Genomic DNA, 25,250 nt, shown 5'->3' on the forward strand with positions numbered 1-25,250 from the left:
GCAAGGCTACTCAAGCGTGACCGGTGATTCGCTAAGGCGCTGATGTGCAGGGGGCAAGCCATCCGTGACTGATGGCGAACCAGCGGACGAGCCGGGAAACTAGCCCCTGAAATCAACGTGACTCCTTCACACACAATCAGGACTGCTGACGATGGCAAAAAAAGTCTCAAAATTCTTTCGTATCGGCGTCGAGGGCGATACCTGCGACGGGCGCATTATCAGCGCGGCCGATATTCAGGAAATGGCCGATTCATTCGACACGCGTGTTTACGGCTGCCGCATTAACCTCGAACACCTGCGCGGTCTTCTGCCTGACGGCGCTTTTGCCCGTTACGGGGATGTGGTTGAGCTGAAAGCGGAGAAAATCGAAGACGATTCCGCACTTAACGGCAAGCTGGCGCTGTTCGGCAAAATTGCCCCGCTCGACACGCTGGTCGATATGGTGGCAAAAGGCCAGAAGGTTTACACCTCCATGGAAATTCAGCCGAATTTCGCCAACAGCGGCAAATGCTATCTGGTTGGTCTGGCCGTCACTGATGACCCGGCAAGCCTCGGCACTGAGTATCTGGAATTCTGCCGCACTGCAAAACACAACCCGCTCCAGCGATTCAAGGCCAGCCCGGAAAATCTGTTCTCTGTTGCCACCCTGGCTGAGCTGGAATTCGAGGACGCCCCCGAAACCCTGCTGAACAAGCTGACTGACTCGGTGAAAGCCATTTTCAGCCGCCGCCAGTCCTCTGATGACGCCCGTTTTAACGACGTCCACGAAGCCGTGACCACGATTGCGGAGCGCGTCCAGACCAGCCACGACAGCGCCGAAACACGTTTCACCTCACTGGAAACCGAACTCGCCACGCTCAGGCAAAACGTGACCGCTGAGGCCGCCCGCACCTCGGAGCAATTCAGTGCGATCACGGCCACCCTGGACAAAACACCGGGTAACACGCAGCCGCGCCGCAAACTGAGCACCGGCGGCGACGGCGCTGCCGCTGCGCTGACCGACTGTTAACCGGCCTCCCTCTTTCATCACAGGACAAACGACACAATGCGTAAAGAAACCCGCTTTAAATTTAATGCCTGGCTGACCCGTCTCGCTGAGCTGAACGGCGTCGGCGTGGACGACCTGAGCAAGAAATTCAGCGTTGAGCCGTCGGTGACGCAGACGCTGTTTGACAAGATTCAGCAGTCCTCTTCCTTCCTGCAGAAAATTAATATGGTGGTGGTCGGCGAGCTGACCGAGGAGAAAATCGGCATCGACGTCAACGGCACGATTGCCAGCACCGCCGACACGTCGAACGGCGTGGAGCGCAAGACCGCTGATTTTTCGAAAATGGACGCTTACCGCTATTTCTGTCAGCCGGTGAACTTCGATTTTCACATGAAGTACAACAAGCTCGATTTGTGGGCGCGTTTCCAGGACTTCCAGACCCGCATCCGCGACGCGATCGTCAAGCGCCAGGCGCTGGATTACATCACCATCGGCTTTAACGGCGTGAGCCGTGCGCCAACCTCAGACCGCCAGAAAAATCCGCTGTTGCAGGATGTTGCCACCGGATGGTTGCAGAAGTACCGCAACGATGCCCCGGCACGCGTCATGAATAAGGTCGTCGACGACACCGGCGCGGTCATTTCCACGACCATTAAAGTCGGCAAGAAAGGGCATTACAAAAACCTCGACGCGCTGGTGATGGATGCGCATGAAACGCTGATTGCCGAGATCCACCGCGAAAACCCGGAAATGGTGGTCGTGTGCGGGCGTCGCATCCTGACCGACAAATATTTCCCGATGATCAACAAATTCCAGCCGAACACCGAGCAACTGGCCGGGGAGCTGATTATCAGCCAGAAAACTATCGGCCAGTTACAGGCGGTGCGCGCGCCGTTCTTCCCGGCGAACAGCATTCTGATCACCACGCTGGATAACCTCTCGATTTATCTCTACGAGGACGGCCACCGCCGCCACATCATCGAGAATCCGAAGCTCGACCAGGTGGAAAACTACGAGCAGGTGAAAGTCGACTTCGTGATTGAAGACTACGAAGCCGGTTGCCTGATTGAAAACATCGAAATTCTTGAGCCGGAAGAAGAGGAAACCCCGGAAGGCACCACCGCCACCGTGTTTGCGGCGGCAATCGTCGACGCCATGAAAGCCCTGACGGCCGCACCTGCTGGCGGGTCGGAAACTTCCACCACCGGCGAAGGAGCGTAACCGATGGCGAGCCCCGCACAGCGTCACGCGATGCGGGTCTCGGCCATACTGGCCGCGCAGCGGGATAACGCCCCGCTGCGCCATGCCACTGCTTACGAGCAGATGCTCGTTAAGCTGGCCGCAGACCGCCGGACGCTGAAAGAAATCCACTCGAAAGAGCGTAAAGCCGACAAAAAGCGCGAGCTGCTGCCGTTTTATCTGCCATGGGTGACGGGCGTGCTGGAGAACGGCACCGGCGCGCAGGATGCCATTTTAATGACGGTCATGCTGTGGCGTCTCGATGCCGGTGATATTCCCGGCGCGCTGGAAATCGCCCGCTATGCGCTGCGCTACAACCTGTCGATGCCGGAGAACCATGCGCGCACCGTGCCTTACATGCTGGCCGAAGAGGTGGCGCTCGCTGCCCTGCGCGCCCGCGATGCCGGTCAGCCGGTCAGTGCGGCGATCCTTCTCGACGTCATCAGCATGACCGGGAAAGCCGACATGCCCGATGAAGTGCGCGCCCGGCTGCATAAGGTCGCCGGTCTGACACTGCGCGATGCCGGTCAGCTCACTGACGCCATGACCCATCTGCAACGCGCGATCCAGCTCGACCGCAACGCCGGAGTGCGCAAGGACATCGAGCGGCTCACGCGCGAGCTGAATCCGAAACCTGTTGCCGCAAAACCCGCGCCGAAAGCGCCCACGAAAACCGCAACACAGAAAAAAACAGCCACACCGGCGAAACGCGGGCGGGGACGCCCCCGCAAAAACGCCGGTTAACAGAATGCGCCCCGCGCCAGGGCGGCACGCCGGTCAGTGAAGGTGTTTCACCTTTTCAGCGACCGGCGTCCACCGCCCACCCTTTCAGAGGTAGTCATGACGACGCTGATTATTCATAAAAACGAAGAGCCGCAGCCGGATAACACTGTGGTCATCCCGCCGCCAGCGGGCGACGAACCGGTGATTAAAAATACGTTTTTCTTTCCCGACATCGAGCCGAAGCGTGTGCGCGAGCTGATGCGCCTTGAGCAGACTATCGCCCCGGCGCGGCTGCGCCATGCCATCAAAACCGGCATCGCCGAGACGAACGCGGAGCTTTTCGAGTACCGCGAAAGCCAGATTAAGGCGGGCTTTGCGCGACTGGCGGATGTGCCCTCGGATGACATCGACGGCGAGAGCACGCGGGTTTTTCATTACCAGCGCGCCGTGTGTGCAATGGCAACCGCCACCCTGTATGAGCGTTATCGCGGCGTGGATGCGAGCGCGAAAGGCGACAAAAAAGCCGACAGCATTGATACCACGATTGATGAGCTGTGGCGGGATATGCGCTGGTCTGTGGCGCGCATTCAGGACAAACCGCGCTGCATCGTGGGGCAAATATGATGAAGGTCATCGCGCACCAGGGTGACACGCTCGATGTCATCTGCGCCCGCCTTTACGGGCGCACTGAGGGGGTCTTCGAGGCGGTGCTCGCTGCGAATCCGGGTCTGGCTGAACGTGGCGCGGTGCTGCCTTACGGCACGGCGATTGAGCTGCCGGAGATTCAGGTCGCGCCCGTACAGGAAACGGTGAATTTATGGGACTGAGTATGGAAAAAATCACCTCCTCGCTCGCCTACTGGATAAGTGTCGCGCTGACCTTCTTTGGTGCCATGACGCCGCAGGACTTTGCCGCGTATTTCGGCGCGCTGGGCGTCGTGGCGACCGTCGGGGTGAACTGGTATTACCGGCGCAAAAGCTATGCGCTGTTAGCGCTACAGCTCGGACAGAACGCCCTGAGCAGTAAGGAGATTAACAATGTCATCAATCGTTAAGCGTTGCAGTGTGGTCGCGGTGCTGGCACTGGCGGCACTGTTGCCTGATTTTCGTTTACTCCGTACCTCGCCGGACGGGCTCGCCCTGCTGGCAGACCTTGAGGGGTGCCGTCTGCGTCCCTACCAGTGCAGCGCGGGGGTATGGACATCAGGCATCGGCCACACTGCCGGGGTCGCGCCGAAACGCGATATCACGGAGCGTGAAGCGGCGCGAAATCTGGTTTCCGACGTGCTGACGGTTGAGCGCCGTCTTGCGGTCTGCGCGCCGGTCGACATGCCGCCGCAGGTTTACGACGGCGTGGTCAGTTTCGCCTTTAACGTCGGCACCGGCGCGGCGTGTAAGTCGACGCTGGTGTATTTCCTGAACCAGAAAAAGTGGCAACAGGCCTGTGACCAGCTCCCGCGCTGGGTCTATATCGATGGCGTCAGGAATACCGGGCTGGAAGACCGCCGCAAGCGCGAGCTGGCCTGGTGCATGAAAGGGGTAAATCAGTGAACACGCGTTTAATTTTACCGGCTGTCAAAGCGCTGACCGGTCTGATGTTACTGCTGGGTTTAATTTACCCGAACAGTGTGGCGGTGAATGTTGTTGTGATCCAGGCGCTGTTTATCTGCCTGGCCTGTTTCGCAGCCAGCCTGACCGGCGCGGCGGCGTCTGAATACTGGCTCAGGCACCGGCGCGACAGGGTTGTCGACAATATTTATGCCGTGCTGATTGTGAGTCTGATTTTCTTTCATCAGTCGCCCGCCCGCCGAAAATTCTGGTCGGTTCTGATGCTGGCATTCACCTTTCCCTGTCTTGTTTCAGGCGGGCATCTTCTTTTCGCGCTGTTTTATCTGGCTTGTCTGGCGGGATTTATGGCGGTGCGCGCCTCGTATTGTCAGCGCATCCGGGAGGCTGGCCTGTGCCGAGACTCATGATGATTTTAATCGCTGTCGTGCTGGCGCTTGCCGGGGTGCTGTGGCTGCGCCATGAAAACGGCAATCTGACCCGCTCGCTGGAAAAGGCAAACCGCGTCGCCAGCGAGCAGAAAACGACGATTGGCATGCTGAAAAACCAGCTCGTTGTTGCCAGTGACCGTGCGGATAAAAACGAACGGGCGCAGGTGGATTTACGCCAGAAGCTGAATGCCGCCGGTGAGCGGGAAGCCCGGCGGGAACAAACCATAACGAGGTTGCTTAATGAAAACGAAGCCTTTCGTCGCTGGTACGGCGCTGACTTGCCTGATGCTGTGCGCCGGTTGCACAAGCGCGCCGCCTGCGCCAGTGCCGGTGATTGTTTACAACGGCTGCCCGAAAGTGAGCCTTTGCCCGATGCCGGGAAGTGATCCGCGTACCAACGGCGATTTAAGCGCGGATATCCGCAACCTTGAGCGGGCGTTAGAAAACTGTGCGCTCCAGGTCGAAACCGTCAAACAATGCCAGGATGATATCGATGCTCAAACCAGACAGTCTGCGAAAAGCCCTGATTAATGCCGCGCCGGTGCTTGCCACTAACCCCGACATGCTGCGCCTGTATGTGGACAGCGGCAATATTGCCGCCACGCTGGCGACCTCGCTGTCGTTTGAAAAACAGTACACGCTGAATGTAGTGGTGACCGATTTTACCGGCGATTTTGATTTAATCCTCGTGCCGGTGCTGGCCTGGCTGCGTGAACATCAGCCCGATATCCTCAGCACCGACACCGGGCAGAAAAAAGGCTTCGTCTTCGAGGCTGATATCAATAACGACAGCAGTTTTGATATCAGTATCAGCCTGTTACTTACCGAGCGAACGCTCGTCGAGGAAGTCGGCGCGGCGCTGCATGTGCGATGCATCCCGGAGCCACCGCCGCCGGAGCCGGTGACGCGCCCGGATAAGTTTTATATCAATGGCGAGCTGGTGAGTCAGTGGCATGGATGAGTTTAAGCCCTTCGACGATAAGCTCGCGGGGCTGCTTGCTGCAATGTCGCCCGCCGGACGTCGGCGACTGACTGTCGACATTGCGAAGAAGCTGCGCCAGCGCCAGCAGCAGCGGATTAAATCGCAAAAAGCGCCTGACGGCACGGCGTATGCTCCGCGCAAACGCCAGCCACTGCGTGCAAAGAAAGGCCGGATTAAGCGGGAGATGTTTGCGAAGCTGCGCACTAACCGCTATCTGAAAGCCAGCGGTAATGACAGCGCGGCGGTTGTGGAATTTACTGGTAAGGTGCAGCGCATCGCTAAAGTGCACCAGCACGGACTAACGGACAAAGCGAATGTTTATGGACAGGACATTAAATACGAAGCCAGGATCTTGCTTGGGTTAAATGTGCATGAGCAAAGTATAATCAGTGATATGATAATCAGCCATCTTCTAAATGGCTAACTGTGTAATGGTTATAACTTCTTATAAAGCAAGTTATTGTGGGGTATGGTTGAGTGAAGTCTATTATATTCGATATTCTAAAGGATTTATTGCCTATCTTATCTGGTGTATTAGGGCTTTTAGGCGTTTTGAATGTATTTAAGACTGTCCATGGTAAGCTTACCATTTGGGGATGGTTTGCTGTGATTTTAATATCATTGTCTACCATTGGCGGTATTTTTTTGGCAAAGAAAGAAAAGTCAGATAGCGAACGTGAAAAACAACAGCTTCAAAATAAGTTGAATCGTATATTAAGTGACCTTGCCAAAGTGAAGCAGCCACTAGGTGAGGTGGAATTGGCTTATTGGACAGTGCTGCCAGATTCCGAACCGGAAGTTAAAGCTTATAAAGAGTATATTAAGGAAAAAATAGCTGCGCTACCAAAATTAAAGAAAGCTGGTTTTAGGCCTCTCCTCAATAAGGAAATAGAATCACTTGTATTGGATGGTAATGGTAATCCATCCATCTATGATATAAATAATAAGAGTGCCTATTGGCCAAACGAAAAATTCCCTGCACTACAGAGCTTATCTAAAACTTATAGCGTAAAATTGTGCATTAGTCTCAAAAAAATTAAGCCGGAAGAATATCAACCATTTGTATTTTCCTCAGGTTCTGTAGATTGGTGCGCTAGCTCTGTATTGACTCCAGTTAACATTATCTTTTATGACGTCAAAAAAGATAAGATTGGTTATAGAACAAAAAATAAATATGATAAAGGCTTCGTTCGTTCAAATGGGAAAATATCCTCCGTTCAAGATCTATTTGGTGCTAGAGTTTTCTTCCAACCTCCGTCATTAGGTCGTTCCTATGTAAAAAATTCATTGAGAAAAAATGGTGCACCTAAAGACGTTATTGAACGTCATGATAGAGTTACATCAATTTTAGCCGCGCTTCAAACACAAGGTGCTTTAATTGATACTGGAACTGGGCAAAGTTTTAGTATCGATAGTAAAGATATAAAAAAATACACAAATATCGATATGAATACTTTTTTTTATTCAACTCTCCCTTTAAATGATGGAGAAGAGCCCGGCTCATCTTCAAAGGAGGAATAAACGATGGTTTTGGATTAGGCCATGTTGTATATGCGGTGGTAGAAAAGCATTTCATTGCCGCATTTTTCATACATCGGCATCCTTCGTTGTATGAACATACCAGCAAACATTAACGAACTTGCCCGCGCTATCCGCAATATGGTACGCACCGGCACCGTGGTCGAAACCGATCTCAATGCCGGTCGCTGCCGTGTGCAGACCGGGGGCATTATTACCGACTGGCTCCAGTGGCTGACCCGGCGCGCCGGTCGTTCCCGTACGTGGTGGGCTCCGTCCGTCGGCGAACAGGTTTTAATTCTGGCCGTCGGCGGCGAGCTCGATACCGCGTTTGTGCTGCCCGGTATTTTCTCCGATGAGAACCCCGCGCCGTCTGCCTCGGCGGATGCCCTGCATATTGCTTTCCCCGATGGCGCGGTTATTGAGTACGAACCCGAAACCAGCGCCCTGACCGTCAGCGGCATTAAAACCGCCGACGTCACCGCATCCGAGTCCCTCACCGCCACCGTACCGGTGGTAACAGTCAAAGCGTCTGTGCGCATCACGCTCGATACGCCGGAAGTGGTTTGCACGAACAAGCTCATCACTGGTTCGCTGGACGTGCTGAGAGGCGGCACTATGCGCGGCGACATTGAGCACAGCGGCGGTGCGCTGTCGTCCAACGGCAAAGTGCTGCATACCCACAAACACCCCGGCGACAGCGGCGGCACGACAGGAGCGCCACTATGACAGCCAGTTATCTCGGTCTGAGCCGCAGCACCGGCGGGACAATCACCGACGCGGAGCACATCAGCCAGAGCCTCAGCGATATCCTGCGAACACCGGTTGGCTCGCGTGTGATGCGCCGGGATTATGGCTCGCTGTTGTCCTCCATGATTGACCAGCCGCAGACCCCGGCGCTGGAGCTGCAAATCAAGGTCGCCTGTTATTTCGCGGTGCTGAAATGGGAGCCGCGCATCACCTTAAGTGCGGTGACCACGGAGCGTCAGTCTGATGGCCGCATGGTGGTCAGCCTGACCGGCGAAATTGCCAGCACCGGCGACGCCCTTTCGTTAACCATCCCTGTGAGCTAACACCATGCCGATTGTTGATTTAAGCCAGCTCCCCGCGCCGGATGTGGTTGAGGCGCTGGATTACGAGAGCATTCTCGCCGAGCGTAAGGCGACGCTGGTTTCGCTGTTTCCGGCGGAGCAACAGGACGCCGTCGCCCGCACACTGGCGCTGGAATCCGAGCCGCTGACCAAGTTTCTGGAAGAGAACGCCTACCGGGAGGTTATCTGGCGTCAGCGCGTCAACGAAGCCGCCCGCGCGGTCACGCTGGCAAGCGCTGAGGGGAGCGACCTTGATGTGATGGCCGCGAACAACAACACCGCACGGCTGACCATCACCCCGGCAGACGATACCGCCATCCCGCCGGTGGCGGCGGTGATGGAGTCCGATGCCGATTTGCGCCTGCGCGCCCAGCAGGCGTTTGAGGGGCTGAGTGTGGCCGGTCCGGTCGGTGCCTATGAGTACCACGGACGCAGCGCCGACGGGCGTGTCGCTAATATTTCTGTCGAAAGCCCGACACCGGCCTGTGTGACCATCACCGTGCTTGCCCGCGAGGGTGACGGCACCGCTGCCGGTGACCTGCTGGCCGTGGTGGAAAAGGCGCTCAATGCTGATGACGTGCGCCCGGTGGGCGACCGCGTGACGGTGCGGGCGGCGGAGATTGTGCCGTATGCGGTGGCCGCCACACTCTGGTTTTACCCTGGCCCCGAAGCTGAACCCATTCGCGCCACGGCTGAGCAGAAACTGAAAGCCTATATCACCGCGCAGCACCGGCTTGGTCGTGACGTTCGCCGGTCGGCCATTTATGCCGCGCTGCATGTTGAAGGTGTCCAGCGCGTGGAGTTGAGCGCGCCGCCAGGCGACATCGTGCTCGGCAAACACCAGGCGTCTTACTGCACCGGGTACAGCATCACCGCCGGGGGGAATGATGAATAGTGACCGGCTGTTACCCGTCGGCTCGTCACCGCTGGAGGTGGCCGCCGCAGCCGCAGCGGCTGAGATTGCCCGCGTCCCGGTGCCGCTGCGTACCCTGTGGAATCCGCAGACCTGCCCGGTGGCGCTATTGCCCTATCTGGCATGGGCGCTGTCGGTCGACCGGTGGGATGCCGACTGGCCGGAAGCCACGAAACGCCGGGTGATAGCGGCCTCGTTTTTCGTTCATCAGCACAAAGGCACCATCAGCGCCCTGCGTCGCGTGGTGGAGCCGCTCGGTTTTCTTATCGAGGTGCGCGAGTGGTGGGAGCTTAACGAGGAGCCGGGCACGTTTCGCCTGGTGGTCGGCGTGCTCGATGGCGGCATCACCGACGAGATGTATCAGGAGCTGGAGCGTCTTATCGATGACGCCAAACCGGCCAGCCGCCACCTGACCGGACTTGCCATCAGCCTGAGCACATCGGGCGAGTGTTACGTCGACGCGGGAAGTTATGCCGGAGACGCGCTGGTCGTTTACCCGTATTTACCTGAGGACATCACCGGCGGCGGGGAATATTTCCCGGCCTCGGCCATTCATTTTATCGACAACGTGAGAGTAAGCGCATGACCGCGAAATTCTTTGCCATTCTGACCAACCAGGGTGCGGCACTGCTGGCAAACGCCACCGCGCTCGGGACTAAGCTCAATATCACGCAAATGGCCGTCGGCGATGGCAACGGCACATTGCCGACGCCGGACGCCACGCAAACAAAGCTGGTTAACCAGAGACGCATTGCGCCGCTGAATATGCTTAGCGTTGACACGAACAACTCAAGCCAGATTATTGCCGAGCAGGTTATCCCCGAAAACGAGGGCGGTTTCTGGATCCGCGAAATCGGGTTGTATGACGATAACGGCGTGTTAATTGCGGTCGCCAACTGCCCGGAAACCTACAAGCCGCTGTTGCAGGAGGGCAGCGGGCGCACGCAGACCATCCGCATGGTGCTGATTGTCTCCTCGACGGCTGCCGTCACGCTGAAAATTGACCCGTCGGTCGTGCTGGCAACGCGTAAGTATGTGGACAACACCGCTATTGAGGTTAAAGGGTATGCCGACACAGTGATGAAAAAGCACCTTTCATCAGCCAATCCTCACGATCAATACCTCATGACCAGTAACGCATTAAAAGAGCTGGTCTCGGCCAGTCTCGTTGGTGACGTTCTCAAAAACCTCGGTTTAGGAGAAGCCGCAAAACGGGATGTCGGAACAGGCGTTAATCAAATCCCGGATATGTCGAGTTTCATCACCGGAACGGTCAACGCCTTCAGGTTACCCGCCGGGCATATTGTGCAGTTTGATAGCGGCACAACGACAACAGGCACAGGCACAGGCGGAGGTTTTACGAAATCGTACCCGACACCATTTCCTCACGCGTGTCTGGTACTGGTTGGTGTTGCGTATGGCACGCTAGGCTATCGCGTTTCTGTCTCAACAAATACATCAGACCGTACTGCTGCAAACATGAATTTTGTAGACCAGAACGGGAACGGTATTCCTGGTATTCCCGTCGGTTACATTGCAATAGGATACTGATATGAAATCTGTTTACTCACCTTCCGAGCACATAATTTATAACGCCGCCTTTTATGCCGATTATCAGCGCGCCGGGACATGGCCAGCGGATGGGATTGAAGTGAGCGACGAGGATGCCGTTACGTTTAATGGTCGCAATGAGCCTACTGGAAAAATGGTTGACTACCAGAACGGCGCGCTTTACTGGGTTGACCGTCCTGCGCCAGAGCTGACTAAAGAGCAGATGATCGCCCTGGCTGAGCAAAAAAAAACGTCACTACGTGCAACCGCTGATGCTGAAATCTCATGGCGACAGGATGCACTTGATGCGGAAATAGCGACGGAGGAGGAAAGCGCCGTGCTGACTGAGTGGAAAAAATACCGGGTGCTGTTGATGCGGGTAGATACTACGACAGCACCGGTGATTGTCTGGCCTGAAATTCCTGCCTGAACGTGGGGTTAGTAAATGCCTGTAAATTTGCTGGCCGGTTTCTTGTGCCGCCAGGAGTTATTACCACTTCAGACTGCGCGCCATACCTGCCACTGATAACCTGTTTCGCAGTCATGCGCGGGTGGGAGTTGACCCCGCCTGCGCAACAGGTTCGACAACTCTTCAGCCAGCGGTGATGACACATCAGGCATACTATCGGCGCTGGCGGCACAACATCATTTGGTAGCCTCATCATTTGCCCAAAGACAGAGTTTTAAAAGCTTCAGGTCATTTGATGTATTCCTGCCGAAAGCGCCTGATGTAGTTTTATAAGAATATCTTTTAGTATCCATGCTCAAATAACATGAAATTTCCTGACAGCTTACTCTGATCTTTCCTCCCATTATAAACTCTGTGTGCCGGAAGCTTTTTCTGGTGATGCTTTCTGCACCATGCCTCTGTATGCTTAAATGCTCCAGCATCTGATATTCAATTAAAAGACTGGCAAACTCACCTTCATCACAAATTCCGGGAAGGCAATTTAAAAAAAGGACTGTTAACTCATCCATTGACAATTGTGCACGTAATACGCGAGCGAGATTTTTTTTGGTTTCATAAGCGTATTTAGAATCGTCAATCATTTTTAATATGCGGTAGAGGTTTCTGAAGTAATGACCAAATCGATCATTACTCTCAGAGTTGAAGTTTTTATAAAATATGTATGCGGAACTCTTTTTTACTTTTACGTTCTTACTGTAGATGGTGATGGGGTATAACGCCTCACTATTCACTGTCAGGAATTTTGTAAAGCTCAGTCGGGCTCTTGATTCGTTAAATTCCAGGTTTTCAATGATATTATTTTGTAAGTTGAGTAGGTTGTAGAATGATGACTCAAAGTTTTGCTTGGCTGTTTCATTATTTTGCTTTGTTTGCATTATAATGGTGATGGTTAATGCAATAAAACCAATTGCACCAATAACCGGGTTTGTCACCCCGCCAAAAAAATCACCAAATGGCCCAAGTTCTGTTAATCCTTTACTGCCCTCCGCAGTGGCTTCTTTTGTTATAAATAAAGCCTGCCATGCCAGATGTCCAATATAAATCAAAAAGGCAATGAGGGTCGTATATAATAAAACTAACGATAGCGCTACTTTGTTTTCTGCTATTGCGTCTGCGAGTAGAGAGAATTCCCATTCTAAAGATGAAATTATCTCGCTCTCCCGTATGGTACTGATAATTCTCTTACATTTTAACGCAAGGCGTTTACCTGCATCCATTTATCACCTCAAAGGATAATTTAGTGCATTGTTGTTATTGAAAGCATTATATGCTTCCTTGCTGCGTTGGGTATAAAAATATATGGCAGTGGGAATGTCCCGGAAGATGCAAAATGCATTCTTTCACGGGTAAAGTGTGCAGCGAGGGGGAGGTTCTGCTTTTACAGGTTTCCACAACTCGTTGTTGCAGATCCATCCCAACCCCAATAAATAGCCCCGCGCCCGCACAGCCTGGAAAATACACTCACCCCAACACCACGGAGTTAAACGGATGAGTGATTATCATCATGGCGTGCAGGTCGTCGAAATTAACGACGGCACGCGCGTCATTTCCACCGTCTCGACCGCCATTGTCGGCATGGTATGCACCGCCAGTGATGCCGATGCCGCGACCTTTCCCCTTAACGAGCCGGTACTGATTACCAGTGTGCAAAGCGCCATTGCCAAAGCCGGTAAAAAAGGCACGCTGGCGGCATCATTACAGGCCATCGCTGACCAGGCAAAACCGGTGATTGTCGTTGTGCGTGTCGCGGAAGGCACAGACGACGATGAGGAGGCGGCGCTCGCGCAGACCATTTCCAACATCATCGGCACCACGGACGAGAACGGCAAATACACCGGCCTTAAGGCACTGCTGACCGCCGAAGCCGTCACCGGCGTGAAGCCGCGCATTCTCGGTGTGCCGGGCTTTGACACGCTGGAAGTGGCCACCGCGCTTGCGCCGATTTGCCAGAAGCTGCGCGCGTTCGGCTACGTCAGCGCGTGGGGCTGCAAAACGGTATCTGATGCCATCAAATACCGCGACAATTTCAGCCAGCGCGAGCTGATGGTTATCTGGCCGGATTTTCTCGCCTGGGACACCGTGAAAAATGCGACTGCCACGGCATACGCAACCGCCCGCGCGCTCGGTCTGCGCGCGTATATCGACCAGTCGGTCGGCTGGCACAAAACCCTGTCTAACGTCGGCGTCAACGGTGTGACCGGCATCAGCGCGTCGGTGTTCTGGGATTTGCAGGAGCCCGGCACCGATGCGGATTTGCTTAACGAGGCGGGCGTCACGACGCTGATTCGCAAGGATGGCTTTCGTTTCTGGGGTAACCGCACCTGTTCGGATGACCCGTTATTCCTCTTTGAGAACTACACCCGCACCGCGCAGGTGATTGCCGACACGATGGCCGCCGCGCACATGTGGGCGGTCGACAAGCCCATCACCGCGACGCTTATCCGCGATATCGTCGACGGCATTAACGCCAAATTCCGCGAGCTCAAAACGAATGGTTACATCGTCGATGCGACCTGCTGGTTTGACGAAGAGGCCAACGACAAAGAGACCCTGAAAGCCGGAAAGCTGTATATCGATTATCACTACACGCCGGTTCCCCCACTGGAAAACCTGACCTTACGCCAGCGCATCACCGATAAATATCTGGCAACGCTGGTTTCCTCGGTCAACAGCAAATAAGGAGCCTGACTAAATGGCAATGCCGCGCAAGCTCAAATACATGAATGTGTTTCTGAATGGCTACAGCTATCAGGGGATCGCCAAATCCATCACCCTGCCGAAGCTGACCCGCAAGCTGGAGAACTATCGCGGCGCTGGAATGAATGGCGTCGCGCCGATTGATATGGGGCTCGATGATGATGCCCTGTCAATGGAGTGGTCGCTAGGCGGTTTCCCGGATTCCGCTATCTGGGAGCTGTACGGCGCAACCGGCGTCGATGCTGTGCCAATTCGTTTTGCGGGCTCTTACCAGCGCGACGACACCGGCGAAACGGTCGCTGTCGAAGTGGTCATGCGTGGCCGCCAGAAAGAGATCGACACCGGCGAAGGTAAGCAGGGCGAAGACAGTGAGTCAAAAATCTCGGTTATCTGCACCTACTTCAAACTGACGATGGACGGCAAAGAGCTGGTTGAAATCGACACGCTCAACATGATTGAGAAAGTGAACGGCACCGACCGTCTCGAACAGCACCGCCGCAATATCGGCCTGTAATTTTTCACCCGGTCAGCGAGGCTGGCCGGTTAACCCCATTCCCGATTAAGAAGAGAACACCATGACGAACGAAAACGTGATCACCCTGGAAAACCCCATCAAACGCGGCGAGCAGGTCATCGGCCAGATTACGCTGATGAAACCCAACGCCGGTACGCTTCGCGGCGTCAGCCTGGCCTCGGTGGCAAACTCTGACGTCGACGCGCTGATTAAAGTACTGCCGCGCGTGACCGCGCCGTCACTGACCGAGCAGGAAGTCGCCGCGCTGGAGCTGCCTGACCTTGTGGCGCTGGCCGGTAAGGTGATTGGTTTTTTGTCGCCGAGTTCGGCGCAGTAACTTTCCCGCCCGACCTGTCAGTCGATGACCTGATGGCGGATATTGCGGTGATTTTTCACTGGCCGCCATCGGAGTTATTTCCCCTGAGCCTGACCGAGCTCGTTACATGGCGCGAAAAAGCGCTCCAGCGAAGCGGAAACACGAATGAGTGATGTGAAATTACAGGTGTTGCTCAGGGCTGTTGACCAGGCGACCCGCCCGTTAAAATCCATCGAAAAGGCCAGCAAAACTCTGGCCGGCGATATCCGGGCGACGCAAACCACATTACGTGAGCTCAACAGCCAGGCATCCAGAATAGAGGGTTTTCGCAAGACCAGCGCACAGCTTGCCGTGACCAGCCAGTCGCTGGCAAAAGCGAAACAGGAAGCCGCTGCGCTTGCCGTGGCGTTTAAACAGACCGAAAACCCGACCCGCGCTCAGGCTGCCGCAATGGAAGCCGCGCGCAAAAATGCCGCCGCGCTCCAGCTCAGACATAACAGTCTGCGTGAAGCGGTACAGCGGACACGACAGGAACTCAGCCAGGCGGGCATCAACACGCGCACGCTGGCCGCTGATGAGCGCCGCCTGAAAACCAGTATTGGTGAAACCACTTCGCAACTTAACCGGCAGCGCGAGGCGCTGGCGCGCGTCAGTGCGCAACAGGCAAAACTGAGCGCGGTTAAGCAGCGTTATCAGGCGGGAAAAGAGCTCGCCGGTCAATCGGCGGCGGTCGGCGCTGCCGGTGTCGGGATTGCCACGACCGCCACGCTGGCCGGTGCGGCACTGTTAAAGCCGGGGTTTGATTTTGCGCAGAAAAACGCCGAGCTTCAGGCGACGTTAGGCGTAGCGAAAGACTCAGCAGAAATGACCGCCCTGCGTAAACAGGCGCGCCAGCTCGGCGACAATACCGCCGCCTCGGCTGACGATGCCGCCGGGGCGCAAATTATCATTGCCAAAGGCGGTGGCGATGTGGCCGCCATTCAGGCGACTACGCCGGTCACGCTGAACATGGCGCTGGCGAACAAGCGCACGATGGAGGAAAACGCCGGTTTGCTGATGGGGATGAAATCGGCTTTCCAGCTTTCAAACGATAAGGTCGCGCACATCGGCGATGTTCTCTCGATGACGATGAACAAGACCGCCGCCGACTTTGACGGCCTGAGCGATGCGCTGACCTATGCGGCACCGGTGGCAAAAAATGCCGGTGTGAGTATTGAGCAAACGGCGGCGATGATTGGCGCGCTGCATGATGCCAAAATTACCGGCTCGATGGCCGGGACGGGGAGCCGCGCGGTGCTCAGCCGTTTACAGGCTCCGACCGGCCAGGCGGCTACTGCCATCAAAGAGCTTGGTGTCAAGACCGCCGACAGCAAGGGAAACACGCGCCCGATATTCACCATCCTGAAAGAGATTCAGGCCAGCTTTGAGAAAAATAAACTCGGCACCGGGCAACGTGCCGAATACATGAAAACCATTTTCGGCGAGGAGGCGAGCTCAGCGGCACAGGTGCTGATGACTGCCGCATCGACCGGCAAGTTAGACCAGCTTACCGCCGCGTTTAAGGCGTCCGACGGCAAGACCGAGGAACTGGTTAAAGTCATGCAGGACAACCTCGGCGGCGACTTCAAAGAATTCCAGTCAGCGTATGAGGCGGTCGGCACTGACCTTTTTGACCAGCAGGAATCCTCCCTTCGCAAACTGGTGCAAACCGCGACCGGGTATGTGCTCCAGCTCGACGGCTGGATCCAGAAAAACAAGGGACTGGCACAGACCATCAGCACCATCGCGGCGGTTGCCGTCGGGATTATCGGCGTTGTTGGCGCAATCGGTCTGGTGGCGTTCCCGGTAATCAGCGGTATCAACGCCATCATTGCGATTGCCGGGGTACTCGGCACCGTATTCAGCGTCGTGGGTGGCGCGATCATGACGGTACTCGGCGCGCTCACCTGGCCGATTGTGGCGATTGGCGTTGCCATCGTCGCCGGGGCTTTACTCATTCGTAAATACTGGGAGCCCATTTCGGCATTTTTTGAGGGCGTGATCGAAGGGCTTAAGGCGGCGTTTGCGCCGGTCGGGGAGCTGTTCTCACCGCTGAAACCGATGTTTGACTGGCTGGGGGAAAAACTCAAAGCCGCGTGGGACTGGTTTACCAACCTGCTTGAGCCGGTGAAGTCGTCTCAGGAGCAACTCAACGCCTGCAAGGATGCCGGGATGCGATTCGGCCAGGGGCTGGCTGATGCGCTGATGTTTCCGCTTAAAGCGTTCAACAAACTGCGCGCGGGGATTGAGTGGGTACTCGAAAAACTCGGCGTCATTAACAAGGAATCGGGCGACCTCGATAAAACGGCGGAAAAAGCCGGTGCCGCGAAAGCCAGTGCGATGCAAAACCCGGCAATCAGTAATGGCGCGTATATCCCTGCAACCGGCACGTATGGCGGTTATCAGGCGTATCAGCCCGTTACCGCCCCCGGTGCCGGGAAAGCGTACACCGACAACCGGCAGAGCCATTACAACATCACACTGAATAACGGCGGCGCACCGGGGGGAGACCTCGGGCGTCAGTTGCAGGATGCTGTTGAGAAAGCCGACCGGGACAAACGCGCCCGCGAACGGGCGAACATGCGCACCGACGGATAAGGAACCACTGAAATGATGCTTGCACTTGGCTTTTTCGTTTTTATGCGTCAGACGCTGCCGTTTCAGAACATGCAGCGCGACGCGGAATACCGCTGGCCGTCAAACAACCGCGTCGGCAAACGTGATGCCTTTCAGTTTCTCGGCGTCGGTGAGGAGAAAATCACGCTCAGCGGCGAGCTATTCCCGGAGCTCACCGGCGGGCATCTGACACTGACCGCGCTGCGCCTGATGGCGGAGGAGGGGCGCGCCTGGCCGTTACTGACCGGAACCGGTCTGATTTACGGGATGTACGTTATCAACAGCATCAGCGAGACGGGCACCGAGTTTTTTGCCGACGGCTCGCCCCGCAAAATCACCTTCACCATGACACTGACCCGAGTCGACGAGTCGCTCGCGGCGGTGTATGGCGACCTGAATAAACAGGCCGACAGCCTGGTCGGTAAGGCGAAAGAAGCCGCCACGAAATTAACGTCAAGCCTGGGGTTCTGATGTCAGAAATACTGTATAGCGAAGCGGGGAGCACGCTCACCCCCGCGTTTATGCTGAAAATTGACAGCAAGGATATTACCGGCAACATCAGCGACCGCCTGATTAGTCTGACCATGACCGATAACAGGGGGTTTGAAGCTGACCAGCTTGATATCGAGCTCAACGACGCCGACGGGCGTGTTGTTCTGCCGGTGCGCGGCGCAGTGCTGACGCTTTTTCTTGGGTGGAAAGGTTCGGCGCTTATTGGCAAGGGCAGTTTCACCGTGGATGAGGTTGAACACCGGGGCGCGCCGGATACCGTAACCATCCGCGCCCGGAGCGCCGATTTTCGTGGCTCCCTGAATTCCCGACGCGAGGAGTCATGGCACGATAAAACGCTCGGTATGATTGTCGGGACCATCGCGACACGCAACAAACTGACGGCGGCCGTTGCGCCGGAGCTGGCAAAAATCGTTATTCCGCATATCGACCAGTCGCAGGAATCCGACGCCAAATTCCTGACCCGACTTGCCGACCGGAACGGCGGCGAGGTGTCTGTCAAAGCGGGAAAATTGCTGTTCCTCAAACCGGGTAATGCGGTCAGTGCCAGCGGTAAACCCATCCCGCAGGTGACCATTATCCGCAGCGACGGCGACCGGCATCAGTTTGCGATTGCTGACCGGGGCGCTTACACCGGTGTTACCGCGCAATGGCTGCATACCAAAGACCCGAAGCCGAAGAAAGTGAAGGTGAAGCGCAAGCCAAAAGAGCAGCACCTGCGCGCACTGCAACACCCGAAAGCCAAAGCGAAAAAGAAAGAGGCCAGAGAGCCGGAAGCGCGCGAGGGCGAATACATGGCCGGTGAGGCGGATAACGTCTTTGCGCTAACCACAGTCTACTCGACAAAAGCCCAGGCAATGCGGGCGGCTAAAGCTAAGTGGGACAAGCTACAGCGCGGCGTTGCCGAGTTCTCAATAAGTCTCGCGGTTGGTCGCGCCGAGTTATATCCCGAAACACCGGTAAAGGTTTCGGGCTTTAAGAGCGTCATAGATGAGCAAGCATGGATAATCAGTAAGGTGACCCATAACCTCAATAATAATGGCTTCACGACGGGCTTAGAGCTTGAGGTAAGGCTTTCCGACGTTGAGTTCGATACCGATGAAGATATGTGATGAATTTTATTTATCTATTTGTTTTTAAAGGTTTTATTAGTTAAAATTTAAGCATCAGCCAAACCATGAGGTGCTCATTATGTTTCATTGCCCTTTATGCCAGCACGCGGCACATGCTCGCACCAGCCGTTACATGACAGATACTACTAAGGAACGCTATCATCAGTGCCAGAATATAAATTGCAGCGCGACCTTTGTGACGCTGGAATCTGTGCAACGATATATTGTGAAGCCAGGGGAAGTAAAACCGGTCAGGCCGCATCCTACCTCGTCAGGGCAGCAAATTTTGTGGATGTGAGAACAGCCCCGCAATTGCGGGGCTTGTTATGTGTCGATGTGGTCAATGTGTGGACATTGAAAGAAACAAATCCTTTTGTTTCATGGGGATAGTGATGGTGCTAAAACACCATCCCTGTCTTCCCCCACATGATGTGGGGGTTTTTTTTGCCCGCAATTCCACCGCTTAATTTACCCATTGCTGTTGCCCACCTTTCGTTATAATTCCCGCAGGATCAATGCAGGAGCATTTATGAATCAATCCTATGGGCGTCTGGTTACCCGGGCGGCGGTTGCTGCAACCGTCATGGCATCGTCACTGCTGTTAATTAAAATCTTCGCGTGGTGGTTCACCGGTTCGGTCAGTATTTTGGCGGCGCTGGTGGATTCGCTGGTGGATATCGCCGCATCACTGACCAACTTGTTGGTTGTTCGTTATTCGCTGCAACCCGCGGATGAAGAGCATACGTTCGGCCACGGAAAAGCGGAATCGCTGGCGGCACTAGCACAAAGTATGTTTGTTTCTGGTTCGGCGTTGTTTCTGTTTTTAACAGGTATTCAGCACCTTGCTAAGCCTGAACCGCTTCGTGATGCAGGCATTGGTATTACGGTTACGTTGATCGCACTGTTTAGTACTGTGATCCTTGTCACTTTTCAGCGTTGGGTAGTACGGAAAACCCACAGCCAGGCGGTTCGGGCGGATATGCTTCATTATCAGTCTGATGTTATGATGAACGGCGCAATTCTCATCGCGCTCGGGCTCTCCTGGTATGGATGGCATCGGGCGGACGCACTGTTTGCGCTGGGTATTGGCAGCTATATTTTGTATAGCGCGTTACACATGGGATATGACGCGGTTCAGGCATTGCTGGACAGAGCCTTACCCGACGAAGAGCGGCAGGAAATTTTCGACATCGTCACCGCCTGGCCAGGCGTCAGCGGCGCTCACGATCTTCGCACGCGGCAGTCAGGGCCGACCCGCTTTATTCAAATACATTTGGAAATGGAAGATAACCTGCCGCTCGTTCAGGCACATCTTATTGCTGAGCAAGTAGAACAGGCGATTCTGCAACGTTTCCCGGGTTCTGATGTGATAATCCATCAGGATCCTTGTTCGGTAATACCTCAAGGACGATAAGCACGTAGAGGCTTTCGCATTTCGTTGTAAAAAAGTGAGCCAGACCAGCTTTTTGTGTATAAATTACCGCCATTTGGTCTGACCTGAATCAATTCAGCAAGCTGGGATTGATATACTATTTGCAGCATAGTTGTTCGCTCCCACAGGGGAGTCGCTTCGGGCCACAGAATTTTATTTTGCATTCCTAAGTTCAGAGGTAGTCATGATTAAAAAAATCGGTGTGTTGACAAGTGGCGGTGATGCGCCAGGCATGAATGCCGCGATCCGCGGCGTCGTCCGCGCAGCATTGACAGAAGGTCTGGAAGTGGCAGGTATCTATGACGGTTACCTCGGCCTGTATGAAGACCGCATGATCCAACTTGACCGCTACAGCGTGTCCGACATGATCAACCGCGGCGGTACATTCCTCGGCTCCGCCCGCTTCCCGGAATTCCGTGAAGAGCATGTCCGCGCAGTGGCTATTGAGAACATGAAAAAACGCGGTATCGACGCGCTGGTTGTTATCGGCGGCGACGGTTCTTACATGGGTGCTAAGCGCCTGACTGAAATGGGTTTCCCGTGCATCGGTTTGCCGGGCACCATCGATAACGACGTTGCGGGTACTGACTACACCATCGGCTACTTCACCGCGCTGCAAACCGTGGTTGAAGCAATCGACCGCCTGCGTGACACCTCTTCTTCTCACCAGCGTATCTCCATCGTTGAAGTGATGGGGCGCTACTGTGGCGACCTGACGCTGGCGGCGGCGATTGCAGGCGGTTGCGAATTCATCGTGCTGCCGGAAGTGGAATTCAACCGTGAAGACCTGGTCGCAGAGATCAAAGCGGGTATCGCCAAAGGTAAAAAACACGCCATTGTGGCCATTACCGAGCATATCTGTGATATCGACGAACTGGCGAAGTACATCGAAAGCGAAACCGAGCGTGAAACCCGTGCCACTGTTCTTGGTCACATTCAGCGCGGCGGTTCTCCGGTGCCTTACGATCGTATTCTGGCTTCCCGTATGGGTTCTTACGCGATTGAGCTGTTGTTGCAGGGCTACGGCGGCCGTTGTGTCGGTATTCAGAACGAAAAAATGGTGCATCACGACATCATCGACGCTATCGAAAACATGAAACGTCCGTTCAAGGGCGACTGGCTCGACTGCGCGAAGAAACTTTACTAAGTGCGAAAACGCCCTCAATAATGAGGGCGTTTTTTTACCCACATTTATTCCCCAAAGTTATAGCCAATCTTTTTTTATTCTTTAATCATTGGATACCTTTCTGGCAGTCTGATGACATCAAAATCGATAACCTTAAGAGAGTGGGCGATGAATAAATGGGGCTTGGGGATTACATTATTGCTGGCTTCTACCAGCGTTCTGGCAAAGGATATCCAGTTATTAAACGTCTCTTACGATCCAACGCGTGAGCTGTATGAGCAATACAACAAAGCTTTTAGCGCGCACTGGAAACAAGAGACAGGCGACAACGTGGTGATTCGTCAGTCCCATGGCGGTTCCGGCAAACAGGCAACATCTGTTATCAACGGTATCGACGCTGATGTGGTAACGCTAGCGCTGGCCTACGATGTTGACGCGATTGCAGAACGCGGCCGTATCGATAAAAACTGGATCAAACGCCTGCCAGACAACTCCGCTCCCTATACCTCAACCATCGTTTTCCTGGTGCGTAAAGGTAACCCGAAACAGATTCATGACTGGAACGATCTGATTAAACCTGGCGTTTCTGTGATCACGCCAAACCCGAAAAGCTCCGGTGGCGCGCGCTGGAACTACCTGGCGGCCTGGGGCTATGCGCTGCATCAGAACGGCGGCGATCAGGCAAAAGCGCAGGAGTTCGTAAAAGCGCTGTTTAAAAACGTAGAAGTGCTGGATTCCGGTGCGCGCGGTGCGACCAATACCTTCGTTGAGCGCGGTATTGGTGACGTGCTGATTGCGTGGGAAAACGAAGCGCTTCTGGCAACCAACGAACTGGGCAAAGACAAATTTGAAATTGTCACCCCGAGCGAATCTATCCTCGCGGAGCCAACCGTCTCTGTTGTCGACAAAGTAGCAGAGAAGAAAGGCACCGAGAAAGTGGCGGAAGCCTACCTGAAATACCTCTATTCGCCGGAAGGCCAGGAGATCGCCGCAAAGAACTTTTATCGCCCGCGTGATGCACAGGTGGCGGCGAAATACGCCAACGCGTTCCCGAAACTGAAACTTTTCACCATTGATGATGTGTTCGGTGGCTGGACGAAGGCGCAAAAAGAGCACTTCTCTAACGGCAGTACTTTCGACCAAATCAGTAAACGTTAATCTCCCCCAGGCGCCCTCATCAGAGGGCGTTTTTGTTTTCCCTCTGCGTAAAATCCAGGATTTCCGACTTCCCCTGCAATTTGCGCTATCATTCCGGTTCTTTCAGCAAAGGAAGCGGAAAAATGAAAACCGTGCGTCGTATCGTCATTGTTCTGTTGGTGCTGGCTTTACTGGCAGCAGCGGGAGCGTGGTTGTGGTTTAAAAACAGCGGTAACCCGGATGCGTTGCGCCAGATAGTCACCGAACAATGTTTACCGAACATGCGTGAGCATAACTTGCCAAAACCCTGCGCTCAGGTGAACCTGAAAAGCGGCTACGTGCTGATGAAAGATCGCAATGGGCCGTTGCAGTTTTTGCTCATGCCGACGTACCGCATCAACGGCACGGAAAGCCCGTTGCTGTTGCAACCGACAACGCCAAACTTCTTCTGGCAAGCGTGGCAATCCCGAGATGTGATGAGTAAACTGCGCGGCAACACGGTGCCGGACAACGCGATTTCCTTGACCATTAATTCGCGCACCGGGCGCACGCAGAACCATTTCCATATCCATATTTCTTGTCTGCGTTCCGATGTGCGCACGCAACTGAATGACAATGCCGCACGCATCAGCAGCCAGTGGCTGGCATTTCCTGGCGGCCTGCTCGGTCATCAATATTTAGCGCGCCGCGTGACTGAAGCAGAGTTGGTTCAACGCAGCCCGTTTTTGATGCTGGCAGAAGAAGTCCCGGAAGCAAAAGCGCATATGGGACGCTTTGCGTTGGCAATGGCGCAGCAGGCCGATGGCTCGTTTGTGCTGCTGGCCACCGAGCGTAATCTGTTGGCGCTTAATCGCGCATCGGCAGAGGAAATTCAGGATCATCAATGCGATATCCTGAAATAACCCCACCATAATTCACGTTTACTCCGCCTGCCTGTCACCGTAGACTTGCTGAAAAAATCTACAGGAGACAGGCATGTCGCTCTGGCTTTCTCACCCTCTGTTCCTTCCCTCTGTCATTGTCGGCATCACTATCGTGCTGTGGGCCACTTCGTTATTGCCGGAATTTATCACCGCCCTGCTATTTTTTACGGCGGCGATGGTGGCAAAAATTGCGCCGCCGGACGTCATTTTTGGTGGTTTCGCTTCATCGGCCTTCTGGTTGGTGTTCAGCGGCTTTGTGCTCGGAGTGGCAATACGCAAAACCGGGCTGGCGGATCGGGCGGCGAGAGCGTTATCGGCAAAGCTGACCGACTCATGGCTGCAAATGGTCGCAAGCGTCGTACTGCTCAGTTACGCACTGGCGTTTGTGATGCCTTCGAACATGGGGCGCATTGCGCTGTTGATGCCAATCGTCGCGGCAATGGCGGCACGCGCGGGCATTAACGAAGGAACACGTTCCTGGTATGGGCTGGCGTTGGCGGTCGGTTTTGGCACTTTCCAGTTATCGGCGACCATTTTGCCCGCCAACGTGCCAAACCTGGTGATGAGCGGTGCGGCAGAAGGCTCCTACGGCATTCATCTTAACTATGTGCCTTATCTGCTGCTGCATACGCCGGTACTTGGCATTTTAAAAGGGCTGATCTTGATTGGCCTGATTTGCTGGCTCTTTCCTGGTCAGCCACGCGCGCCGCGCGAGCAAACACCCGCTGAACCGATGAGCCGGGATGAAAAACGGCTGGCGTGGATGCTGGCGGTAGTACTGACGTTGTGGGTTACGGAAAGCTGGCACGGCATCGGCCCTGCGTGGACGGGGCTTGCTGCTGCTTGCGTGACGCTGTTGCCGCGCGTGGGCTTTATTACCGGCGACGAATTTTCCAGCGGTGTGAATATTCGCACCTGTATCTATGTGGCGGGAATTCTCGGCCTGGCGATTACCGTGACGCAAACCGGGATCGGTAGCGCCGTCGGTGAAGCGCTGTTGCATGTGATGCCGCTTGATCCGGCGCGTCCGTTCACCAGTTTCCTGGCGCTAACCGGCATTACCACCGCGCTGAATTTTATTATGACCGCTAACGGCGTACCGGCGCTGTTTACCACGCTGGCGCAGAGTTTTGCCGATGCCACCGGTTTTCCGTTGCTGTCAGTCATCATGATTCAGGTGCTGGGGTATTCCACGCCGCTGTTGCCGTATCAGGCGTCACCGATTGTGGTGGCGATGGCGCTCGGCAAAGTACCGGCAAGAGCGGGGATGCTGCTCTGTCTGGTGCTGGCGGTTGTGACGTATTTGGTGTTGTTGCCGCTGGATTATACGTGGTTTAGCGTGTTGGGGAAATTGTAAG

Annotated in this window: 33 protein-coding genes; 32 read left to right on the top strand and 1 reads right to left on the bottom strand. The window is 55.0% G+C overall.

The window, feature by feature from the left end:
- The first annotated feature begins 151 nt into the window (after positions 1 to 151).
- The 19 genes from ACFX4O_RS20275 to ACFX4O_RS20365 all read left to right on the top strand — a co-directional run bounded on the left by ACFX4O_RS20275 (position 152) and on the right by ACFX4O_RS20365 (position 11,431).
- Positions 152 to 1,009 carry a GPO family capsid scaffolding protein gene (locus ACFX4O_RS20275; RefSeq protein ID WP_380210733.1) on the top strand — a complete coding sequence of 286 codons (858 nt, stop codon included), beginning with the start codon at positions 152 to 154 and terminating at the stop codon, positions 1,007 to 1,009.
- Positions 1,010 to 1,045: 36 nt separating this feature from the next.
- The gene (locus ACFX4O_RS20280; RefSeq protein ID WP_380210735.1) at positions 1,046 to 2,209 is read left to right on the top strand and encodes a phage major capsid protein, P2 family; all 1,164 of its coding nucleotides are present in this window, start codon (positions 1,046 to 1,048) and stop codon (positions 2,207 to 2,209) included.
- A gap of 3 nt (positions 2,210 to 2,212) precedes the next feature.
- Positions 2,213 to 2,971: a terminase endonuclease subunit gene (locus ACFX4O_RS20285; protein WP_380210737.1), complete on the top strand. Its 759-nt coding sequence runs from the start codon at positions 2,213 to 2,215 to the stop codon at positions 2,969 to 2,971.
- Between the two features lie 96 nt (positions 2,972 to 3,067).
- A complete protein-coding gene (locus ACFX4O_RS20290; RefSeq protein ID WP_380210739.1) occupies positions 3,068 to 3,574 on the top strand; it encodes a head completion/stabilization protein in 507 nt (168 codons plus the stop codon).
- Positions 3,574 to 3,777 carry a tail protein X gene (locus ACFX4O_RS20295; protein WP_380210821.1) on the top strand — a complete coding sequence of 68 codons (204 nt, stop codon included), beginning with the start codon at positions 3,574 to 3,576 and terminating at the stop codon, positions 3,775 to 3,777. The genes ACFX4O_RS20290 and ACFX4O_RS20295 overlap by 1 nt, the downstream gene beginning before the upstream one ends.
- Entirely contained in the window at positions 3,768 to 4,004 is a 237-nt protein-coding gene (locus tag ACFX4O_RS20300; RefSeq protein ID WP_020455331.1) for an HP1 family phage holin, read from the top strand. The genes ACFX4O_RS20295 and ACFX4O_RS20300 overlap by 10 nt, the downstream gene beginning before the upstream one ends.
- Positions 3,988 to 4,500 carry a lysozyme gene (locus ACFX4O_RS20305; RefSeq protein WP_380210742.1) on the top strand — a complete coding sequence of 171 codons (513 nt, stop codon included), beginning with the start codon at positions 3,988 to 3,990 and terminating at the stop codon, positions 4,498 to 4,500. The genes ACFX4O_RS20300 and ACFX4O_RS20305 overlap by 17 nt, the downstream gene beginning before the upstream one ends.
- Positions 4,497 to 4,925 (top strand): DNZ54_00345 family protein, encoded by a 429-nt coding sequence (locus ACFX4O_RS20310; protein ID WP_380210744.1) that lies wholly within the window; start codon positions 4,497 to 4,499, stop codon positions 4,923 to 4,925. The genes ACFX4O_RS20305 and ACFX4O_RS20310 overlap by 4 nt, the downstream gene beginning before the upstream one ends.
- Positions 4,922 to 5,332, top strand: a complete 411-nt coding sequence (lysB, locus tag ACFX4O_RS20315; RefSeq protein WP_380210746.1) for an Rz-like lysis system protein LysB — start codon at positions 4,922 to 4,924, stop codon at positions 5,330 to 5,332. The genes ACFX4O_RS20310 and lysB overlap by 4 nt, the downstream gene beginning before the upstream one ends.
- The gene (gene lysC / locus ACFX4O_RS20320; RefSeq protein WP_380210748.1) at positions 5,232 to 5,477 is read left to right on the top strand and encodes an Rz1-like lysis system protein LysC; all 246 of its coding nucleotides are present in this window, start codon (positions 5,232 to 5,234) and stop codon (positions 5,475 to 5,477) included. Before lysB ends, lysC begins: the two co-directional genes overlap by 101 nt.
- Positions 5,440 to 5,907, top strand: coding sequence for a phage tail protein (locus ACFX4O_RS20325; RefSeq protein WP_380210750.1), 468 nt, complete (start codon positions 5,440 to 5,442; stop codon positions 5,905 to 5,907). Before lysC ends, ACFX4O_RS20325 begins: the two co-directional genes overlap by 38 nt.
- On the top strand, positions 5,900 to 6,352 hold the full coding sequence (locus ACFX4O_RS20330; protein WP_380210751.1) for a phage virion morphogenesis protein: 453 nt from the start codon (positions 5,900 to 5,902) through the stop codon (positions 6,350 to 6,352). The genes ACFX4O_RS20325 and ACFX4O_RS20330 overlap by 8 nt, the downstream gene beginning before the upstream one ends.
- Positions 6,353 to 6,405: 53 nt before the next feature.
- Positions 6,406 to 7,449 carry a hypothetical protein gene (locus ACFX4O_RS20335; RefSeq protein ID WP_380210753.1) on the top strand — a complete coding sequence of 348 codons (1,044 nt, stop codon included), beginning with the start codon at positions 6,406 to 6,408 and terminating at the stop codon, positions 7,447 to 7,449.
- Positions 7,450 to 7,539: 90 nt separating this feature from the next.
- The gene (locus ACFX4O_RS20340; protein WP_380210754.1) at positions 7,540 to 8,175 is read left to right on the top strand and encodes a phage baseplate assembly protein V; all 636 of its coding nucleotides are present in this window, start codon (positions 7,540 to 7,542) and stop codon (positions 8,173 to 8,175) included.
- Complete coding sequence (locus tag ACFX4O_RS20345; RefSeq protein ID WP_380210756.1) at positions 8,172 to 8,519, top strand: GPW/gp25 family protein; 348 nt, start codon at positions 8,172 to 8,174, stop codon at positions 8,517 to 8,519. Before ACFX4O_RS20340 ends, ACFX4O_RS20345 begins: the two co-directional genes overlap by 4 nt.
- A gap of 4 nt (positions 8,520 to 8,523) precedes the next feature.
- Positions 8,524 to 9,432: a baseplate assembly protein gene (locus tag ACFX4O_RS20350; protein WP_380210758.1), complete on the top strand. Its 909-nt coding sequence runs from the start codon at positions 8,524 to 8,526 to the stop codon at positions 9,430 to 9,432.
- Positions 9,425 to 10,036 carry a phage tail protein I gene (locus tag ACFX4O_RS20355; protein ID WP_380210823.1) on the top strand — a complete coding sequence of 204 codons (612 nt, stop codon included), beginning with the start codon at positions 9,425 to 9,427 and terminating at the stop codon, positions 10,034 to 10,036. Before ACFX4O_RS20350 ends, ACFX4O_RS20355 begins: the two co-directional genes overlap by 8 nt.
- Positions 10,033 to 11,001, top strand: coding sequence for a phage tail protein (locus ACFX4O_RS20360; protein ID WP_380210760.1), 969 nt, complete (start codon positions 10,033 to 10,035; stop codon positions 10,999 to 11,001). Before ACFX4O_RS20355 ends, ACFX4O_RS20360 begins: the two co-directional genes overlap by 4 nt.
- A 1-nt stretch (position 11,002) precedes the next feature.
- The gene (locus tag ACFX4O_RS20365; RefSeq protein ID WP_380210762.1) at positions 11,003 to 11,431 is read left to right on the top strand and encodes a tail fiber assembly protein; all 429 of its coding nucleotides are present in this window, start codon (positions 11,003 to 11,005) and stop codon (positions 11,429 to 11,431) included.
- Positions 11,432 to 11,646: 215 nt separating this feature from the next.
- Here the strand turns inward: ACFX4O_RS20365 and ACFX4O_RS20370 are convergent, their stop codons facing one another.
- The gene (locus ACFX4O_RS20370; protein ID WP_380210764.1) at positions 11,647 to 12,687 is read right to left on the bottom strand and encodes a putative phage abortive infection protein; all 1,041 of its coding nucleotides are present in this window, start codon (positions 12,685 to 12,687) and stop codon (positions 11,647 to 11,649) included.
- A 271-nt stretch (positions 12,688 to 12,958) separates the two neighbouring features.
- Between ACFX4O_RS20370 and ACFX4O_RS20375 the strand changes: the two genes are divergently transcribed.
- The 13 genes from ACFX4O_RS20375 (at position 12,959) to ACFX4O_RS20435 (ending at position 25,249) form a co-directional block, all read left to right on the top strand.
- Entirely contained in the window at positions 12,959 to 14,149 is a 1,191-nt protein-coding gene (locus tag ACFX4O_RS20375) for a phage tail sheath protein (protein ID WP_380210765.1), read from the top strand.
- Positions 14,150 to 14,162: 13 nt separating this feature from the next.
- Entirely contained in the window at positions 14,163 to 14,681 is a 519-nt protein-coding gene (locus ACFX4O_RS20380; protein ID WP_065370021.1) for a phage major tail tube protein, read from the top strand.
- Between the two features lie 61 nt (positions 14,682 to 14,742).
- Positions 14,743 to 15,018 (top strand): phage tail assembly protein, encoded by a 276-nt coding sequence (locus ACFX4O_RS20385; protein ID WP_380210767.1) that lies wholly within the window; start codon positions 14,743 to 14,745, stop codon positions 15,016 to 15,018.
- A 32-nt stretch (positions 15,019 to 15,050) separates the two neighbouring features.
- Positions 15,051 to 15,170 carry a GpE family phage tail protein gene (locus ACFX4O_RS20390; RefSeq protein ID WP_020455315.1) on the top strand — a complete coding sequence of 40 codons (120 nt, stop codon included), beginning with the start codon at positions 15,051 to 15,053 and terminating at the stop codon, positions 15,168 to 15,170.
- Complete coding sequence (locus ACFX4O_RS20395) at positions 15,163 to 17,634, top strand: phage tail tape measure protein (RefSeq protein ID WP_380210769.1); 2,472 nt, start codon at positions 15,163 to 15,165, stop codon at positions 17,632 to 17,634. Before ACFX4O_RS20390 ends, ACFX4O_RS20395 begins: the two co-directional genes overlap by 8 nt.
- A 12-nt stretch (positions 17,635 to 17,646) precedes the next feature.
- A complete protein-coding gene (locus ACFX4O_RS20400; protein ID WP_380210771.1) occupies positions 17,647 to 18,123 on the top strand; it encodes a phage tail protein in 477 nt (158 codons plus the stop codon).
- Positions 18,123 to 19,274 (top strand): phage late control D family protein, encoded by a 1,152-nt coding sequence (locus tag ACFX4O_RS20405; RefSeq protein WP_380210773.1) that lies wholly within the window; start codon positions 18,123 to 18,125, stop codon positions 19,272 to 19,274. Before ACFX4O_RS20400 ends, ACFX4O_RS20405 begins: the two co-directional genes overlap by 1 nt.
- Positions 19,275 to 19,353: 79 nt before the next feature.
- Positions 19,354 to 19,572, top strand: coding sequence for a DNA-binding transcriptional regulator (locus tag ACFX4O_RS20410; protein ID WP_380210775.1), 219 nt, complete (start codon positions 19,354 to 19,356; stop codon positions 19,570 to 19,572).
- Positions 19,573 to 19,803: 231 nt separating this feature from the next.
- Positions 19,804 to 20,688: a CDF family cation-efflux transporter FieF gene (gene fieF / locus ACFX4O_RS20415; RefSeq protein ID WP_380210777.1), complete on the top strand. Its 885-nt coding sequence runs from the start codon at positions 19,804 to 19,806 to the stop codon at positions 20,686 to 20,688.
- A 202-nt stretch (positions 20,689 to 20,890) separates the two neighbouring features.
- The gene (pfkA, locus tag ACFX4O_RS20420; RefSeq protein WP_131412895.1) at positions 20,891 to 21,853 is read left to right on the top strand and encodes a 6-phosphofructokinase; all 963 of its coding nucleotides are present in this window, start codon (positions 20,891 to 20,893) and stop codon (positions 21,851 to 21,853) included.
- A gap of 147 nt (positions 21,854 to 22,000) precedes the next feature.
- Positions 22,001 to 22,990, top strand: coding sequence for a sulfate ABC transporter substrate-binding protein (locus ACFX4O_RS20425; protein WP_380210779.1), 990 nt, complete (start codon positions 22,001 to 22,003; stop codon positions 22,988 to 22,990).
- Between the two features lie 122 nt (positions 22,991 to 23,112).
- A complete protein-coding gene (locus ACFX4O_RS20430; RefSeq protein WP_131412891.1) occupies positions 23,113 to 23,871 on the top strand; it encodes a CDP-diacylglycerol diphosphatase in 759 nt (252 codons plus the stop codon).
- Between the two features lie 73 nt (positions 23,872 to 23,944).
- Positions 23,945 to 25,249, top strand: a complete 1,305-nt coding sequence (locus ACFX4O_RS20435; RefSeq protein WP_380210781.1) for an SLC13 family permease — start codon at positions 23,945 to 23,947, stop codon at positions 25,247 to 25,249.
- Position 25,250: the final 1 nt, after the last annotated feature.

This window comes from Kosakonia sp. YIM B13571, assembly GCF_042788095.1.
GTDB lineage: Bacteria > Pseudomonadota > Gammaproteobacteria > Enterobacterales > Enterobacteriaceae > Kosakonia > Kosakonia quasisacchari.